The 15,886-nt window shown below is 71.3% G+C and carries 17 protein-coding genes; 8 read left to right on the top strand and 9 right to left on the bottom strand.

The window, feature by feature from the left end:
* Nucleotides 1-41 precede the first annotated feature (41 nt).
* Nucleotides 42-452, bottom strand: a complete 411-nt coding sequence (locus tag ACFUPX_RS01220; protein WP_383313796.1) for a hypothetical protein — start codon at nt 450-452, stop codon at nt 42-44.
* Between the two features lie 113 nt (nt 453-565).
* Between ACFUPX_RS01220 and ACFUPX_RS01225 the strand changes: the two genes are divergently transcribed.
* Nucleotides 566-1,789 (top strand): 4-hydroxybenzoate 3-monooxygenase, encoded by a 1,224-nt coding sequence (locus tag ACFUPX_RS01225; RefSeq protein WP_383313798.1) that lies wholly within the window; start codon nt 566-568, stop codon nt 1,787-1,789.
* 10 nt (nt 1,790-1,799) lie between these two features.
* Here ACFUPX_RS01225 and sfnG read toward each other — a convergent pair whose 3' ends face one another.
* The 3 genes from sfnG to ACFUPX_RS01240 all read right to left on the bottom strand — a co-directional run bounded on the left by sfnG (nt 1,800) and on the right by ACFUPX_RS01240 (nt 4,853).
* Entirely contained in the window at nt 1,800-2,909 is a 1,110-nt protein-coding gene (sfnG, locus tag ACFUPX_RS01230) for a dimethylsulfone monooxygenase SfnG (protein ID WP_383313800.1), read from the bottom strand.
* Between the two features lie 146 nt (nt 2,910-3,055).
* Nucleotides 3,056-3,265 (bottom strand): putative leader peptide, encoded by a 210-nt coding sequence (locus ACFUPX_RS01235; RefSeq protein ID WP_383313802.1) that lies wholly within the window; start codon nt 3,263-3,265, stop codon nt 3,056-3,058.
* Nucleotides 3,266-3,314: 49 nt separating this feature from the next.
* Nucleotides 3,315-4,853 carry a carboxylesterase/lipase family protein gene (locus ACFUPX_RS01240; protein WP_383313804.1) on the bottom strand — a complete coding sequence of 513 codons (1,539 nt, stop codon included), beginning with the start codon at nt 4,851-4,853 and terminating at the stop codon, nt 3,315-3,317.
* A 207-nt stretch (nt 4,854-5,060) separates the two neighbouring features.
* Between ACFUPX_RS01240 and ACFUPX_RS01245 the strand changes: the two genes are divergently transcribed.
* Nucleotides 5,061-5,888, top strand: coding sequence for a uracil-DNA glycosylase (locus ACFUPX_RS01245; protein WP_383313805.1), 828 nt, complete (start codon nt 5,061-5,063; stop codon nt 5,886-5,888).
* Nucleotides 5,889-5,942: 54 nt separating this feature from the next.
* Here the strand turns inward: ACFUPX_RS01245 and ACFUPX_RS01250 are convergent, their stop codons facing one another.
* The 3 genes from ACFUPX_RS01250 to ACFUPX_RS01260 form a co-directional block, all read right to left on the bottom strand.
* The gene (locus tag ACFUPX_RS01250) at nt 5,943-6,134 is read right to left on the bottom strand and encodes a CsbD family protein (RefSeq protein ID WP_383313807.1); all 192 of its coding nucleotides are present in this window, start codon (nt 6,132-6,134) and stop codon (nt 5,943-5,945) included.
* Nucleotides 6,135-6,267: 133 nt separating this feature from the next.
* Nucleotides 6,268-6,729, bottom strand: coding sequence for a VOC family protein (locus ACFUPX_RS01255; protein ID WP_383313809.1), 462 nt, complete (start codon nt 6,727-6,729; stop codon nt 6,268-6,270).
* Complete coding sequence (locus ACFUPX_RS01260) at nt 6,726-7,313, bottom strand: DinB family protein (RefSeq protein ID WP_383313811.1); 588 nt, start codon at nt 7,311-7,313, stop codon at nt 6,726-6,728. Before ACFUPX_RS01260 ends, ACFUPX_RS01255 begins: the two co-directional genes overlap by 4 nt.
* 62 nt (nt 7,314-7,375) lie before the next feature.
* Here ACFUPX_RS01260 and ACFUPX_RS01265 point away from each other — a divergent pair, with 62 nt between their 5' ends.
* From ACFUPX_RS01265 to ACFUPX_RS01280, 4 genes are all read left to right on the top strand, one after another.
* Nucleotides 7,376-8,365 (top strand): helix-turn-helix transcriptional regulator, encoded by a 990-nt coding sequence (locus tag ACFUPX_RS01265; protein ID WP_383313813.1) that lies wholly within the window; start codon nt 7,376-7,378, stop codon nt 8,363-8,365.
* Between the two features lie 321 nt (nt 8,366-8,686).
* Complete coding sequence (locus tag ACFUPX_RS01270; protein WP_383313814.1) at nt 8,687-9,979, top strand: alpha-L-fucosidase; 1,293 nt, start codon at nt 8,687-8,689, stop codon at nt 9,977-9,979.
* Nucleotides 9,980-10,076: 97 nt separating this feature from the next.
* Nucleotides 10,077-10,262, top strand: coding sequence for a hypothetical protein (locus ACFUPX_RS01275; protein ID WP_383313816.1), 186 nt, complete (start codon nt 10,077-10,079; stop codon nt 10,260-10,262).
* 161 nt (nt 10,263-10,423) lie between these two features.
* On the top strand, nt 10,424-11,554 hold the full coding sequence (locus ACFUPX_RS01280) for a S1 family peptidase (RefSeq protein ID WP_383313817.1): 1,131 nt from the start codon (nt 10,424-10,426) through the stop codon (nt 11,552-11,554).
* 94 nt (nt 11,555-11,648) lie between these two features.
* On the opposite strand, the gene ACFUPX_RS01285 is transcribed toward ACFUPX_RS01280, so the two are convergent.
* Together ACFUPX_RS01285 and ACFUPX_RS01290 are read right to left on the bottom strand one after the other, a co-directional pair.
* Nucleotides 11,649-13,172: a carotenoid oxygenase family protein gene (locus ACFUPX_RS01285; protein WP_383313929.1), complete on the bottom strand. Its 1,524-nt coding sequence runs from the start codon at nt 13,170-13,172 to the stop codon at nt 11,649-11,651.
* A gap of 151 nt (nt 13,173-13,323) precedes the next feature.
* Nucleotides 13,324-13,887, bottom strand: coding sequence for a DinB family protein (locus ACFUPX_RS01290; RefSeq protein ID WP_383313819.1), 564 nt, complete (start codon nt 13,885-13,887; stop codon nt 13,324-13,326).
* A 234-nt stretch (nt 13,888-14,121) separates the two neighbouring features.
* Here ACFUPX_RS01290 and ACFUPX_RS01295 point away from each other — a divergent pair, with 234 nt between their 5' ends.
* On the top strand, nt 14,122-15,393 hold the full coding sequence (locus ACFUPX_RS01295) for an alginate lyase family protein (protein WP_383313821.1): 1,272 nt from the start codon (nt 14,122-14,124) through the stop codon (nt 15,391-15,393).
* 133 nt (nt 15,394-15,526) lie between these two features.
* Nucleotides 15,527-15,886 (top strand): hypothetical protein, encoded by a 360-nt coding sequence (locus tag ACFUPX_RS01300; protein ID WP_383313823.1) that lies wholly within the window; start codon nt 15,527-15,529, stop codon nt 15,884-15,886.

Consider the following 15,886-nt stretch of genomic DNA (forward strand, 5'->3'; position numbering starts at 1 on the left):
GATTTCGACGCCCCCGGCCCGCCTGTCCCCCGTAGGCGGGGTCAGCCTGTTCCGTCGTACGGACTGATGCGGCGGTAGGCGGCGCGCGCGTGCAGGACGCGGCCCGCCGTCGTGCCGATGAGCGCCGCGGCCAGCAGGCAGCCCATCCACTCGGGATCCCGGTGCCCGGCCCAGGAGATCTCCCCGATGGGATGGACGGCGAAGAAGTTCAGCAGCATCCAGCACAACAGGGCGGTCCCCGGCGCCGCGACATAGCGGCCCCGCAGGCCGAGCAGCGCGGCAAGGACCGAGAGGGCCGCGAGCGCGAGCCCCGTGCGGTCGAGCGCACCGAGCAGATCGAGGACCGTCACCAGCGCGAAGGCGCCCGCGTACGCACCCGTCCAGATGAAGGGCGTGGCCACAGGTTCGGGAACGACCCGCACGCCCTTGGCGATATATCGCCACTCCAACACCTTCGACTCCTCCCCACAGCAGGGGCGCCGCTGCCCCGGGGCAGATTGTCGCACCACCTCCGAAGTGCCCGGGGTGGTCATCAGTCTCGTCGTGCCCACGTCATAATTCCCGGATGAACCTCGCCTCGGCTCCCGAGCCCTCCGCGCCACCACGGCGCCCCCGCGTCGTCGTCGTGGGAGCAGGGCCCGCGGGGCTCACCGTCGCCAACATCCTGCGTGCCGCCTCCGTCGACTGTGTGGTTCTGGAGACCGAGAGCAGGGAGTTCATCGAACAGCGGCCCCGCGCGGGCTTCATCGAGGAGTGGGCGGTGCGCGCCCTGCAGCAGCGGGGCCTCGCCGACCGGCTCCTCACGCATGCGCAGACGCACGGCGCATGCGAGTTCCGGTGGGCGGGCGAGCGCCACCGCTTCGCCTACGGCGAGCTGTCGGGCGACCGCCATTTCGTCTACCCCCAGCCCCTCCTGGTGACGGACCTGGTGCGCGCCTACGCCGACCGCGCGGGCGGCGACATCCGTTTCGGCGTACGCGACGTGGAACTGCACGGCATCGACACGGACCGCCCCGCGGTGTCGTACACCGACCCGGCGACGGACGAGCGCGTACGCGTCGACTGCGCCGCGATCGCGGGCTGCGACGGCGCGCGCGGCGTGACGCGCACCTACCTGGGGACGGAGCGGGCCACCACCGCCCGGCACGACTACGGCATCGGCTGGCTCGCCCTCCTCGCCGAGGCGCCGCCGTCATCGGACTGCGTCGTCTTCGGCATCCATCCGCGCGGCTTCGCGGCCCACATGGCCCGAAGCCCCGAGGTCACCCGCTACTACCTCGAATGCCCGCCCGGCGACGACCCCGAGAACTGGTCGCACGAGCGCGTCTGGTCCGAACTGCACACCCGCCTCGCGGCGGCGGGGACACCGCCGCTCACGGAAGGGCGACTGATCGAGAAGCGCGTCCTGGACATGCACAACTACGTCGTGGAGCCCATGTCCTACGGGCGGCTGTATCTCGCGGGCGACGCCGCCCACCTCGCCGCCCCGATCGCCGCGAAGGGCATGAACCTTGCGCTGCACGACGCGCTGCTGCTCGGCGACGCCCTCGCCGCCTACTGCGCCCAGGGCGACGGCAGCGACCTGAGCGGCTACTCGGAGGCCTGTCTGCCGCGGGTGTGGCAGTACCAGGAGTTCTCCCAGTGGCTCTCGGAGCTGCTGCACGGGACGTCGTCGGGCGACCCGTTCAAGGCGGGCACCGCGGGCGCCCGGCTGCGCAGGATCCTGCGCTCACCGGCCGCCGCGGCAGCGTTCGCCGAGCTCTACATAGGCAAGGGCGTCGGCAACTGAGACTCCGCGGTCACCCGGTGGCTGCGGCGGCCTCCAGTTCACGAACGATCGGGAGGACCTTCTTGCCGAAGTACTCCACCTCTTCGAGGTAGTGCAGGAACCCGAGGAGGAAGAGGTCCACGCCAAGGCGCTTGTAGGCGACGATGCGCTCCGCGATCTGTTCCGGGGTGCCGATCAGTCCCGTGCGGAAGCCGTCGTTGTACTGGATCAGGTCCTCGAAGCCGGAGTCCTGCCACATGCCCTTGCCGTCGCCGGCGGACCGTCCTGCCTGCTTCACGGCGGCGCCGAAGCCCTCCACCGCGTCGGTGTCGGCCTTGGCGACGATCTCGCGGAGCGTCTCGCGGGCCTCGGCCTCGGTGTCGCGGGCGATCAGGAAGCCGTTGAGGCCGAAGCGGGGCGCCGCGCGTCCGGCGGCGGTGGCCGAGGAACGTACGTCCTGGATCTGCTCGGTGACGCCGTCGAAGTCCTTGCCGTTGGAGAAGTACCAGTCGGACACGCGGCCCGCCATGGCGCGGGCCGCGGTCGAGTTGCCGCCCTGGAAGATCTCCGGGTGCGGACGCTCGGGGGTGTTGAGGGGCTTGGGCTTGAGGGAGAAGTCGCGGATCCGGTAGAAGTCACCGGCCAGTTCGGCGTGGTCCTCGGTCCAGACCGCACGCAGCGTCCGGATGAACTCCTCCGAGCGGCGGTAGCGCTCGTCGTGCTCCAGCCAGGGCTCGCCGAGCGCGGTGAACTCGTCCTTGAACCAGCCGCTGACCACGTTGACGGCGAAGCGCCCGCCCGACAGATGGTCCGCGGTCGCGCCGAGCTTGGCGAGCACGCCCGGGTGCCACAGGCCCGGATGGACCGCCGCGATCACTTTGAGGCGCTGGGTGGCGAGCAGCAGGGCCAGGCTGAAGCTGGTCGACTCGTGCTGGAACTCGGCGCCGTAGCTGGCCATGTAGCGCACCTGGCTGAGGGCGTAGTCGAAGCCGTTGTTCTCGGCGAGGACGGCCAGTTCGCGGTTGTAGTCGTAGCCCCAGTCGGTGCGCTGCTCGATCTTGCTGGTGACGAGGCCACCGCTGACGTTGGGCACCCAGTACGCGAAGCGGGCGGGTTCGGAGGAGGCAGGGTTGGGCGACATGCGGAGCTCCCGGGGGGACGCAGGGCAGGGCGAGACGGCGGGGGTACGCCCCGCGGATCGCGTCTGCGCTGAAGCGATGAAGGAAAGAGGGGAGGAAGGCGAAGAAGGTGAAGAAGGTGAAGAAGGGGCCGAGCGGAGGTCGGAGGTCAGCGGCGACAGAAGGCGCTGGAAAGCCGTCCGAGGTCGATGTGGCGGCGCTTGGTGAGCCTGCGCATATCGATCAACTCCTCGCTGGACAGGGCCGGATCCCGCACACCGAACGATGTGAGGACCTCGGTTCCGCCCACACGGTAGCGAGCGGAACCGCCCGCGGTCGATTCGGCATCGGCGAGGGGCTGATAGGGCTTCCCTTCCACCGGGCACCGAGGCGCACACACGGCGCCCGGCGTCGGCGGGTTCGGCGCGCTAGCTGCCGATCAGCGGCAGGACGGGGAAGGTGTGGTCCTGCCAGATCCGGCGGGACGTCTCTTCCGGGTACGCGGTGACGGCGGGCCGCGTGTCGAAGAGCCGCACGAGGCGTTGCCCGGTGTCGTACGCGGGCCAGCCGGGATCGCCGCTCGCGGCGAACGCCGTCCAGGCGGCGCGCATCCGGGCGGACAGCCCCTCTGCCTCCGGGGACGGGCCCTCACCGATCAGCGCGGCGGGCTGACCGCGGTCCAGATTGCCGAAGACGAGCGGTACGTCGAGGCCGTGGCAGGCGCCGAGGACGCCGCCCATGCCCGGGGCGGGCCAGGTCAGTTCGTAGACGTGGGCGCGGCCCCCGGCCGCGGTCTGGGCCTGGGCGAGGTGGAGGCTCGGCATGCGGAACAGGAAGTCGGACTGGACCAGTTCGTGCAGCTCGTCCGGGCCCGCTTCCGGAAAACCGTCGCGGTAGCGGCGCGCGCCGTCGGGGCCGGGCCCGAAGACGTGCAGCGCCGTCTCCGCCAGCTCCCGCGTCACCTCGCCGAGCAGCCCGTCGAGCGCGGTGAGCAGCCGCTGTTCGTCGCGGGTGTGGCCGACGAGGAGCCCGATGCCGCGACCGGCGCCGTCGGCAAGGGCTTGCCACGGGGTGCGCGGCAGCGCATCGCCCTCCACGACCGGCGAGAACGTGATCGACCTGTGCGCCACCTGGCCCCAACGCCGCGCCCACTGGAGCGACTTGGCGCCGACCGCGTCACCGGCGGCGGAGAGCCGCACCGGGTCCACCGTCGACAGGTCGGCCACCGTGGGCCTCAGCCCCAGTTCGGCGGCGCAGACGGAGGCGATGTCGGCGGCCAGTTCGGGTGAGAAGAACGTCCCCTGCACGCTCTGCGCGATCGCCCGGCCGAAGAGCCCGGACGCGCTGGGCATCGCGAGCAGCGCGGCGACCGATCCGGCGCCCGCCGACTGACCGAAGACCATGACACGGTCCGGGTCGCCGCCGAAAGCCCGGACGTTGTCCCGCACCCACTCCAGAGCGGCGACCTGGTCGAGCAGCCCCCGGTTGGCCGCAGCCCCCTCGATCTGCCCGAACCCCTCAAGCCCCACACGGTAGTTGAACGTCACCACGACGACGCCGCCCTCGCGCGCGAGGCGCCCGCCGTCGTACTCGGGAAGACCGGACATCCCGATCGTGTAGGCGCCGCCCTGGATCCACACCATCACCGGCAGCCCCGCGCCCGGACCCGGCTCGGGCGACCAGACGTTCACCGTCAGCCAGTCGTCGCCCGCCACGTCCTGTGCCAGCGCGTCCATGCCGAAGTGGCCGCCCTGAGGGGGCGGCGGCCCGAACGACCGGGCCGCGCGCACCCCACTCCATCCCCGCACCGGCCGCGGCGCGGCGAAACGCAGCGGTCCGACCGGCGGCTCGGCGAACGGAATGCCGCGGAAGACCGCCACCCCCGCCTCCCGCGTGCCGCGCAGCACTCCCGCCACCGCGCGGACTTCGGGCTCGGCCCCGGACGGCTCCGGCGCGACATCGCTCATCACAACTCCCCCTCCAGCAGGGCGGGAACGCGATCACCTGCTGCGCGCGGGCGCGGATGGGGTCCCCGACACCTGGGAGCATCTCGCCGCCCCCGGACTCCGCGCCAGCCATTTATGGACGGCTGCCGGGCGGGGCGTCCGCGCGGAGACCCGAGGGGCGTGATGGACTCGGGGCATGGCCATGGACGACGCGCTGTTCGGCGCCGGATGAACCCGCCGGAGGAGTTGTACCCGCGGGACGAGTCGAACCCGCTGGCCGACTTGGACGCGCGGGTCGCCGGGTGCGCCGCATGCCCCCGGCTGGTCGCGTGGCGCGAAGAGGTGGGGCGGGTCAAGCGGGCCGCCTTCATGGACTGGACGTACTGGGCCCGGCCGGTGCCCGGGTTCGGGCCGCCGGATGCCTCGATGCTGGTCATCGGGCTCGCGCCCGCGGCGCACGGAGGCAACCGTACGGGCCGGATGTTCACGGGAGACCGCTCCGGGGACGTCCTGTACAAGGCGATGTACGAGCTGGGCCTCGCGTCGAGCCCCCTGGCGGTGTCCGTCGACGACGGCCTGACGCTGCGCGGGGTGCGGGTGACGTCGCCGGTGCACTGCGCCCCGCCCGAGAACAAGCCGACCCCCGCCGAGCGGGACACGTGCAGGCCCTGGCTCGTACGGGAGATGGAGCTGCTGGGGCCGCGTCTGCGATCGGCGGTGATCCTAGGGGCGTTCGGGTGGCAGGCGGCCCTGCCGGCGTTCGCGGCGGCGGGGTGGCGCGTGCCGAAACCACGGCCGCGGTTCGCGCACGGCACGCGGGTGACGCTGGAACGTGCGGCGACGCAGGAACCGGGAGGCGTCTCGGCTGCGGCTGCCGCCCCCGGGGAATCCGGTCCGGGCCCGGTCACCCTGTACGGCTGTTTCCACGTCAGCCAGCGCAATACGTTCACGGGCCGGCTGACCCCGGACATGCTCAAGGACGTCCTGCGCGAAGCCGCCGGTGAGGCGGACATCCCGCCGTACGTGCCGGCGCCGGGCCAGCGGCCGCAGACGTGAGGTGAACGACCGAAGCCCCCGCACACAAGTGGGCGGGGGCTTCGGCGGAGTTGGTCAGGTGTCGCGGCGCTTGAGGGACTCGCCGGCGCCCTGGGCGCGGTCGCGGGCGTCGCCCATGGCCTTCTTGGCCTCGCCCTTCGCCTGGTCCATCTTGCCCTCGGCCTGCTTCTCACGGTCACCCGTGACCTTGCCGCCCATTTCCTTGGCCTTGCCCTTGATCTTGTCCATGCCGCCCTTGTCGGCCATGACCACTCCTTCGTCGGTACAGCGCCCACCGGTCTCACCCGTGATGTGGGCCTCTGCAATCAACGTAAGTGGCACTGGGGGACACCGCCCGTCCAACCGTCACGCACGGTTACCAACCGCCGGTCCAGGCCGGTCAGTCCAGGCAGAACTCGTTGCCCTCGGGGTCGGTCATCACGATGTAGCCCGTGCTCAGTGGGGGTGCGGGCTCGTCACGGCGTACCCGCTTGCCTCCCAGGGCGACGAGGCGGTCGCACTCGGCCTCCAGGGCGGCCATCCTCTCCTCGCCCTCCAGACCGGGAGCCGCGCGCACGTCGAGGTGCACGCGGTTCTTGGCGACCTTGTCCTCGGGCACCTGCTGGAAGAACACCCGCGGGCCCTGCCCCGCCGGGTCCTCCACGGCCGATTTCGAGTTGCGCTGATCCTCCGGTACGCCGATCCGCGCGAGGAAGTCGTCCCACGCGGCCAGCGCGTCGGCGCCCTCGGGCAGGTCGACACCGGGCGGACCCGGGATGACGTAGCCCAGCGCGTCACGCCAGAAGACGGAGAGGGCCCGCGGGTCGTGGGCGTCGAAGGTGATCTGGACCTGGCGGCTCATCGAAGTACTCCGTTCGTAGCGGAACGCGTGTGCTGATAGAGGTCGCGCAGCAGACACACCTCGGAGAGGTGGTGGATCAGCTCGCGGTGGATGTGCAGCACCAGATCGGCCATCGGTGCCTCGGGGAAGGGCTCCTTCTCGCCGATCGGGGTCCGCAGCCCGGCGTCACCCAGGCCGCGCACCCCGGCCAGCCAGACATCGAGCTGGGTTTCGAGCTGGTCGAGCGCGGTGGCCGCGCTTCCGGCATACTCCCAGCTCTCGTACGACGCCGCCGCCCCGCCGAAGTGCGCCGCGTTGCGCGCGGCGAGTACGCCGACGACGACGTGGCCGAGCCGCCAGGCGATCGTGGTGAAGGCCGGCGGAACCGGCTGCGGGAAGGCGAAGTCGATCGTGAAGGCCCCGGCGCCCGCCTGCACGGGCGCCGCCGAACTGCCGCGCGGCCGCACACTCCACGCGTCCGGGACCGGGGACCAGAAGTACTCGTCGTCGGTGAGGCCCTCCAGCCGGGGGCGGAGCTGATGGTTCCAGTGGACCTCCCACTGCTCGCGCAGTGTCCGGTTCCAGTCGAGTTCGTCTGTGTTCATGCAGCCACCCTCACACCCCTGGCGGACAGGATCGGTCCGCCATCTCTGGCAGGGTGGGCGCCATGGACGGGGCGAGCGGTGACGAGCTGGGGACGACGGAGCGGGTGCTCACCCTGCTCGGGCTGCTGCAGCAGCGCCGGGTGTGGACCGGCCCCGAGCTGGCCGAAAGGCTCGCGGTCACACCGCGCACCGTACGGCGTGACGTCGATCGGCTGCGTACGCTCGGCTATCCCGTGCACGCGGGTCAGGGCGTCGGCGGTGGCTACCGGCTCGGTCCGGGGCAGGAGCTGCCGCCGCTGCTTCTCGACGACCGGGAGGCGATCGCCACCGCGGTCTCGCTGCTCGCCGGTGCGGGAGGCGCGGTCGCAGGCGCGGGCGACGCGGCACTCCAGGCGCTGACCAAACTGGACCAGGTGCTGCCCGCCCGGCTGCGGCACGAGGTGCGCGCGCTCTCCGGCTCGGTGGAGTCCTTCGGCGGTGGCCGCACCCCCGTCGACCCCGAGACGCTCATGACGCTGGCCAGGGCCTGCCGCGACGAGGTCGAGGCAGGGTTCGACTATGTGTCCGGCGGCGAGGCACGACGGCGGCGGGTCGAGCCCTACCGCCTGGTCGCCTCCGACCGGCGCTGGTACCTCCTGGCCTTCGACCTCGACCGCGACGACTGGCGCACCTTCCGCGTCGACCGGATGACCGACGCGTCCGCACGGACCTGGCGCTTTCGCCCGCGCGATGCGCCGGACGCGGCGGCGTACGTACAGGAGGGCGTGGCGAGCCGGGTCTACGCGCACCAGGCGCGCTTCCTCGTGCACGCGCCCGCCGAGACGGTACGCGCGCAGATCCCGGCGTCGGCGGCCGTCGTACGAGAGCGGGGGAGAGGGCGCTGCGAGGTGCTCAGCGGGGCCGAACGCCTCGACGGCGTACTGATGCATGTGCTCCTGCTGGGGCACGACTTCGAGGTGCTCGACCCTCCGGAGCTCGGGGCGCGCTGTGCCGAACTGGCGCAGAGGCTGCTGGCGGCGGGGGCGTCGTTCGCCCCGGCGCCGGACGCGTGAGCAGGATCTCGGAGTGCCGATACATCGGATGACTGAACGGACTTCAGGTGAAGGGAAGTTGACCGGAGTTCGACCTCCCGGCGTGGCGTCGGCAACGCTCAACCTCAGTGCGGAGGCGGTCGGTCGGGGGTTGGTGCACAGCGGAAGCGTGCGTTCTGCATTGATTAGGTGCTGTGGAAATTTTGTATTCATCGGAGTGTTGACCCGGGATTTGGTGCCCCGTTAGCGTCCCTGGCAAGCGCTTACTGGGACGACACCGGGCGGGCCGGGGGAACCACCGCCCGGCCGCACCACCTCACCGACCACAAGGAGCGACACGCCTTGGCCCCGACCACGTCCCCCGACACGACCTGGTTCACCACCGACCGGTTCGGCATGTTCGTCCACTGGGGCCTGTACTCCCTCGCCGCCCGGCACGAGTGGGTCAAGAACCGGGAGAAGCAGACCGACGAGCAGTACCAGGTCTACTTCGACCACTTCGACCCCGACCGCTACGACCCCGTCCTCTGGGCGCGGACCGCCAAGGCGGCCGGCATGCGCTATGTCGTGCTGACCACCAAGCACCACGACGGCTTCTGCCTGTGGGACAGCGCCCTCACCGACTACAAGGTCACCAACACCCCGTACGGCCGCGACCTCCTCCAGCCGTTCGTCGACGCGTGCCGCGCCGAGGGACTCAAGGTCGGTTTCTACTACTCGCTGATCGACTGGCACCACCCGTCCTTCCCCGTGGACGGCACCCATCCGCAGCGCGACGACGAGGAGTTCAAGGCCGCCACCGCCGGCCGCGACATCCGCGACTACCGGCGCTATCTGCACGGTCAGGTCCGCGAGCTCCTGACGGACTTCGGACACGTCGACTACCTGTTCTTCGACTTCTCGTACGCGGGCCGCCACTGGTGGGGCGGCAAGGGCGCCGACGACTGGGACTCGCCGCAGCTCCTGGAGACGATCCGCGAACTCCAGCCGCACGTCCTCGTCAACGACAGGACCGGCCTGCCCGGCGACTTCGTCACCCCCGAGCAGTACCAGCCCGCCGGACCGATGACCAAGGACGGGCGGCCCGTGGTCTGGGAGGCCTGCCAGACGCTCAACGGCAGCTGGGGATACGACCGCGACAACCTCGGCCACAAGAGCGCCGACCTGTTGGTGCGCATGCTCGTCGACGGTGTGTCCAAGGGCGGCAACCTCCTGCTCAACGTCGGCCCCACCGGCCGGGGCGACCTCGACCCGCGCGCGGTCGACATACTCGGCGAACTCGGCCGCTGGACGGACCTGCACGAGCGGTCGGTCCGCGGCTGCGGCCCTTCCCCGTACACCGCCCCCGCCGACTGCCGCTACACCCAGCGAGGCGACCGGCTCTACGTCCACCTGTTCTCCTGGCCGCTGCGCCATCTGCACCTGCCGGGTCTCGCCGGACGGGTGCGCTACGCCCAACTCCTGGGCGACGCCTCGGAGATCACCCGGATCGAGATCGCGCCCGGTGAGCCCGCTCTCAACACGGAGATGGGCGGGCAGCCCGCAGGCACGCTCACCCTCGAACTCCCGGTGCAGCGGCCGGACACCCTCGTGCCCGTCATCGAGCTGTTCCTGGACACCCCGGCCGGCGCTTGACGCGGACCAGCTCGACGCAGACCCGCCCCTCCACCCTCACCGGCACCCCCCACGGAGGCACCATGAAACGCCGCACCTTCCTCAGGAGTCCGACGGGGTGTCCCGGCTCTCGGCGGGCAGCCCGGCGATCGGCAGGGCGACGCTGGGGAGCCCGGCCGTGACCGACGACATCGACGGCCACCCGCGCGGCGGCACACGGGACATCGGCGCCGACGAGTACGCGACGACGGCACCGCCGCGCCGTCCCCTCACGGCGGCGGACGTGGGCCCGAACGCGTCCTGAGCGGGCGCGGACATCCAGCCCTGAAGTCATCTGACGGTTCATCAGGACCCTTGCCCAGTCGTGCCGATGAACACAACTCGCGTCGCACCCGTATCTAGGGCCGGACATGTCCCCGGCTTCGGTCGGTGGTCGAACACGGCATCCGCACAGGAGGCGACGAGTTGAGGCACAAGCGAATACCCAAGCGAAAGGCCGTACTGGCCGGGGCCGCGGTGATGGGCATGATCGCGACGGGCGTCCTGTTGCAGCAGGCCAACGCTTCGCAGAGCGGGACGGAGAACGCCCCCGGGTCCGCTGCCAAGAGGCTCACCGCGGCATCGGCGACGAAGCTCGTCGAGCCGTTGGCATCGGAGATCGGGGATGCCTACGGGGGCGCGTTCTACGACGAGGACAAGCAGCAGCTCGTCGTCAACGTCGTGGGCAACGACAACGCGGTCAACGTCCAGGTGAGGAGAGCTGGAGCGGTGGCGCGCAGCGTCGACAACAGCTCGGGTGAACTGGGCACGGCCACCAAGACGCTGGCCGACCGGGCCACCATGGCGGGGACCGCGTGGGCCACGGACCCCAGGACCAACCAGATCGTGGTCACGGCCGACCGCACGGTCACCGGCGAACGCTGGGACAAGCTCGAGTCGACCGTCGACTCGCTCGGCACGGGCATGGCCCGCATCCAGAAGTCCACGGGAGAGTTCAAGCCCTTCGCCGCGGGCGGTGACGCCATCTTCGGCGGCGGGGCGCGCTGTTCGCTCGGCTTCAACGTGACGACCGAGGACGGCGCCCCCGGCTTCCTCACCGCCGGGCACTGCGGCGTGGCCGCCGAGAGCTGGTCGGACGCCCAGGACGGCGCGGCCATCGGTACGGTCCAGGCCGCGACGTTCCCCGGGGACGGCGACTTCGCGCTGGTCACGTACGACGACCCGGCCACCGAGGCGCCGAGCACGGTCGACACGGGCGACGGCCAGAGCGTGGAGATCGCGCAGGCGGCCGAGGCCGCGGTCGGGCTCGAGGTGTCCCGGATGGGCAGCACCACCGGCCTCCAGAGCGGCACGGTCACCGGCCTCAACGCCACGGTGAACTACCCGGAAGGCACGGTCAGCGGCCTCATCCAGACCGACGTCTGCGCCGAGCCGGGAGACAGCGGGGGCTCGCTGTTCACCGCCGACGGCAGCGCGATCGGCCTCACCTCGGGCGGCAGCGGTGACTGCACGGCGGGCGGCGAGACGTTCTTCCAGCCCGTGACCACCGCGCTGGAGGCGGTCGGCGCCGAGATCGGGGCGGGCGGCGGCAACTGAGGCCCGTGCCCTGACACATGCGTAGATCCTTGGCCGACCGGCGGCGGCCGGTCGGCCAAGGGCGGGAGCCGAGGCCTCACGGAGCCGGGTGGCCTCATCCGGCGGTGGCCGTCGTCTCGCCCACCCAGCTTCCGTGGAAGCCGAGTGGCACCCGGCCCGGCAGGTGGACGCGGGCCAGCGGGCGGCCGGTGAAGTCCTGGGCCGCGAGGATCACCAGGTCGGTCGCGCCGCGGTCGGGGTCGTGCACGTAGGAGAGGATGTAGCCGTCGTCCTCGTCCCGCGCTCCCCGGCGCGGCACGAACACCGGCTCGCTCGCCGCCGCGCCCTTGGGGAAGCGCACGACCTGCCTGCTGTCGCGCAACATGTCATGTTTGACGAGGCAGTTGGTGAACTTCTCGTCCGGCGGCACCCCGTCGACCGTCTCGTACGCGCGCCACATCTCGGCCGCGCTCGCCGCGTACCCGAAGCGGTGCCGCCGGGAGATCAGGGATTCGTTGACGCGAGGGAACTCCTGCGGAAGGTCGTCGATGCGGGTGCCGCGGACCCGTCCTGCACGCAGGTCGATCGTCCAGCGGTCGAGCGTCGGCGCCCCCGTCGTGAAGGGTCCACCACTGCCCCTCCCCGCCGCGTAGAACGGGGCGGGCATGCCGGTGTACTCCACCACCACCGTGTCGCCCTGGTCGTACGCGTTCAGGGTGTGCGAGAAGTAGACCGGGTCGATCTCGAACCAGCGGGTGGTGCCACCGGCCCGCGGCATCAGCCCGACCCGCATGGGGTGATGGTCGTTCCAGATGTACGGCACCGCCGCCCCCGCCCCGGCGGCCGCCGCGTCGAACGTGATCGGGACGTCCACGAGCACCACGTACTTCTGGGTGAGGGCGAAGTCGTGCATCATCGGCGCGTCCGTCACCGGGATCCTGGTGGTCCGCGCCACCCGCCCGGTCCGGTCGATCATGATGTGCCGTACGTGGTCCCAGGTCGGGTAGTACGCCACCGCGTGCAACTCGTCCGCCACCGCGTCGTACTTGGTGTGCGCGGTGAACGCGCCCCGCAGCGTGGAGCGGAAGTCGTACGGCCGCACCGTGCCGAGCTCGCCGTCCAGCTCGTACGGCAGCGGCCCGCTCTCCTGGAGCGCCAGGATCCGCCCCTTGTACGGGATCACGTGCGTGTTGCACGCGAAGTCGTCCGGCGGCACATCGCCCGGATACCTCTCGCCCAGCTTCTTCGCCACCTGCGAGGAGCGCACCCAGCGGTTGCGGTACCACTCGGCGCGTCCGCCGCGCAGCCGCACCCCGTGCACCATGCCGTCGCCCAGCATCCAGTGGTGCGCCCGCGGGTCCTCCAGGCCCAGCGCGTTCGGGCCGGTGCGCAGGAAGCGGCCGTCGAGGTCGCGCGGCACGCGGCCGGTCACCTTCAGGTCGAACGCGGTCAACTCCTCGGTGACCGGCGCGAAAGCACCCTCCAGGAACGGCAGCGACTTCTTGCCCCCGGCCGCTGCCCCTCGCGTCGCGGCCTGCGCCGCCGGCGCGTTGTGGCCGAGTGCGTAGCCACCGACCACGCCGCCCGCCGCCGCGAGGGCCGCCCCCTGGAGGATCGTCCGCCGTGTATGACTGGCCATCATGTTTCCCCGTTCCCGCCGGTGTCCGGCGGGAAGCCGCCGGACCGTTCGCTGGTTACGGGAGCAAGCCTGCGCCGAAAGGGGCCGCCGGGCAGGAGGCCTGGGGCCCGGACCAGGGGTGTTGCTGATGCCACCCCCACCCGGACGCGGCTCAGGCCATGCTCGTCGCGCCGTCCAAGGACTCACGGATGATGTCCGCGTGGCCGGAGTGCTGGGCGGTCTCGGTGATGATGTGCATCAGCACCCGGCGAGCCGACCACTGGGCATTCGACTCGAACCACGGGGCCTTCGGAAGCGGCCACGTGACGTCGAAGTCGGGGAGCGTGGCCACCAGTTCGTCGGTCCGCCGAGCCACGTCGGCGTAGTCGGCCAGCACGCCCGCCAGCGTCTCACCGGGCAGCATCCGGAACTCGTCGGTGCGCCGGGCCCAGTCGGCCTCGGTCATGGATGTGAAGTCCCCCATGGCCGAAGGTCCGTTCAGGATGAAGCCGACCCAGGCCTGCTCGACGGCGGTGACGTGCTTGATCAGACCGCCGAGACACAGCGCACCGGCGGTGGTTCGCAGGCCGGCCTGCTCGTCGGTGAGGTCACGGGTGGTGAAGCGCAGGAAGTGCCGGTGCTTTTCCAGGGAGTCCAGCCATTCGGCCCGCTCGCCGGTGATGGCGGGGACGCCCGCCGACTCGCGCGCGGCCAACTCGTTCACGTTCGCAGTCATGATCGCAGCCTTCCGATGTTCCCTGTCCTGCCGGTCGAGGAACACGCTACGAGCCATATAGGCCAGCTGCTGTCCTAGATGAGGCGCGGGGCGCGGGAGGTTCGTGGCGGCCGGTGGGATTCGGTGCCGCGCACCCGTTGCCCGGGAGAGCCCGCGGGTTCTACGCTCGCCCGGTCCACATGACGAACAGTGTTCACATCCGTGATCCTCCATGATCCGTGACTGGAGTGTGTGATGCGCGCAAGATCCCGGGTACGGTTCGGCGCCTTGCTCACCGCGGCGGCAGCCCTCGCCTCCGTCCTGATGCCGGCCGCGAACGCCACCGCCCGCGAGGGCGCCCCGCGAACCGCCGTGCTCGACGGCGAGCGGCTTCAGCAGACCAAGCTCCGACTCGACCATGGCGACCCCCAACTGAAGCGGGCCGTGAGGGACTTGACCGTCCGCGCCGACGCCTGGATCGGCCGGGGCCCCTGGACGGTCGTCGACAAGCCGAAGCCCGCGCCCGGCGGTGACGTACACGACTATCTGAGCCAGGCGCCCTACTGGTGGCCCACGCAGGCGCCGACCGCCGACAATCCGTGGGGCTGCCCGTACGAACAGCGGGACGGGCAGCGCAATCCGGAGGTCGACACCGGGACCGACCGCCAGGACGCGGAGAAGGTCTTCGACTCGACGTACGACCTCACGCTCGCCTGGTACTACACGGGCAAGAAGCGGTACGCCGAGAAGGCCGCATCCGTCCTGCGCACCTGGTTCCTCGACCCGGCGACCCGGATGAACCCGAACCTGGACCACGCGCAGTTCATCCCCTGCAAGTACGACGGCCGGGCCATCGGCATCATCGACTTCTCGCAGTCCTACACGAGTGTCGTCGACGCGATCGCGATCCTCGGCACGGGCGCACCCGGGTGGTCGAAGAGCGACCGCGCCGCGATGGGGAAGTGGAACAAGGACTTCCTGGGCTGGCTCGTCGACAGCGACTTCGGCAAGCAGGAGAGCGCCGCGCAGAACAACCACGGCACGTTCTACGACATGCAGGTCGCCGCCCTCGCCTACGCCACCGGCGACACGGCGCTGGCCCGCCGCACCGTCCTCGACGCCCGGGCCCGGCGCATCGACCCCCAGATCGCGGGCGACGGCAGCCAGCCGCAGGAGCTCGCCCGGACGCGGAGCTGGCACTACTCGACCTTCGACCTGGTCGCCTACACCCGGCTCGCCGCGATCGGCCGGAACGTGGGCGTGGACCTCTGGTCGCACCAAGGTCCCGCCGGGCAGAGCCTGTTCAAGGCCGTCGACTACCTGCTGCCCGCCGCCACGGGCGCGGCGAAGTGGCCGCACCCCGAGCTGGAGTTCCACCGTTTCGCGGCGAGCGACGTCGTGCACGCGGCGGCCGACGCCGGGGACACTGCCGCCCGCAAGGCGCTCCCGAAGCTGGAGACGCCACCGGGCGGGGACCTGTGGGCGCTGCGGCCCGCGGCCGAGCAACTGGACTCGATCGCGGGCTGAGCGGCGGCAGCCGCGTGCGGGCCGGGTGCCGCAGATCACCTGCACCAAGTCGCTGCCACTGGCCACCGCCGGCCGACACCACCAATCGGCGTCAGAGGTCGAGGTGTACGGGCCGATCGGGCAGGATGGCCTCATGACAAAGCTGTCCGTACGGTCGGCCCGTCGTACCTCCTCCGGTTCGGTGCTGTCGTTGTGGTCGCAGGATTCGGTGTTGTCGATCGGCTCAGTGGGTTCGGTGCTGTCCGTGGTGTCCGTGGGTTCGGCCCTGTCGGTCGGGTCGATCGGAAGCGCCCTGTCGGTCGCCTCGATCGGCTCCTCCCTGTCACTGATCTCGACCGGGTCGTGGCTGAGTACGGGATCGTTGTTCTCCGCGCAGTCGCGGTGGTCGGTGCTGTCCTGGCGCTCCTCCCGCGGATTCCTGGCCGCGGGAGTCGCAGGGGCGGCCACCGGAGGCGTCCTGCTGCTGGCCCAGGCGCTGCACAAGTCCGAGTAA

The organism is Streptomyces sp. NPDC057302, from assembly GCF_042667685.1.
GTDB lineage: Bacteria > Actinomycetota > Actinomycetes > Streptomycetales > Streptomycetaceae > Streptomyces.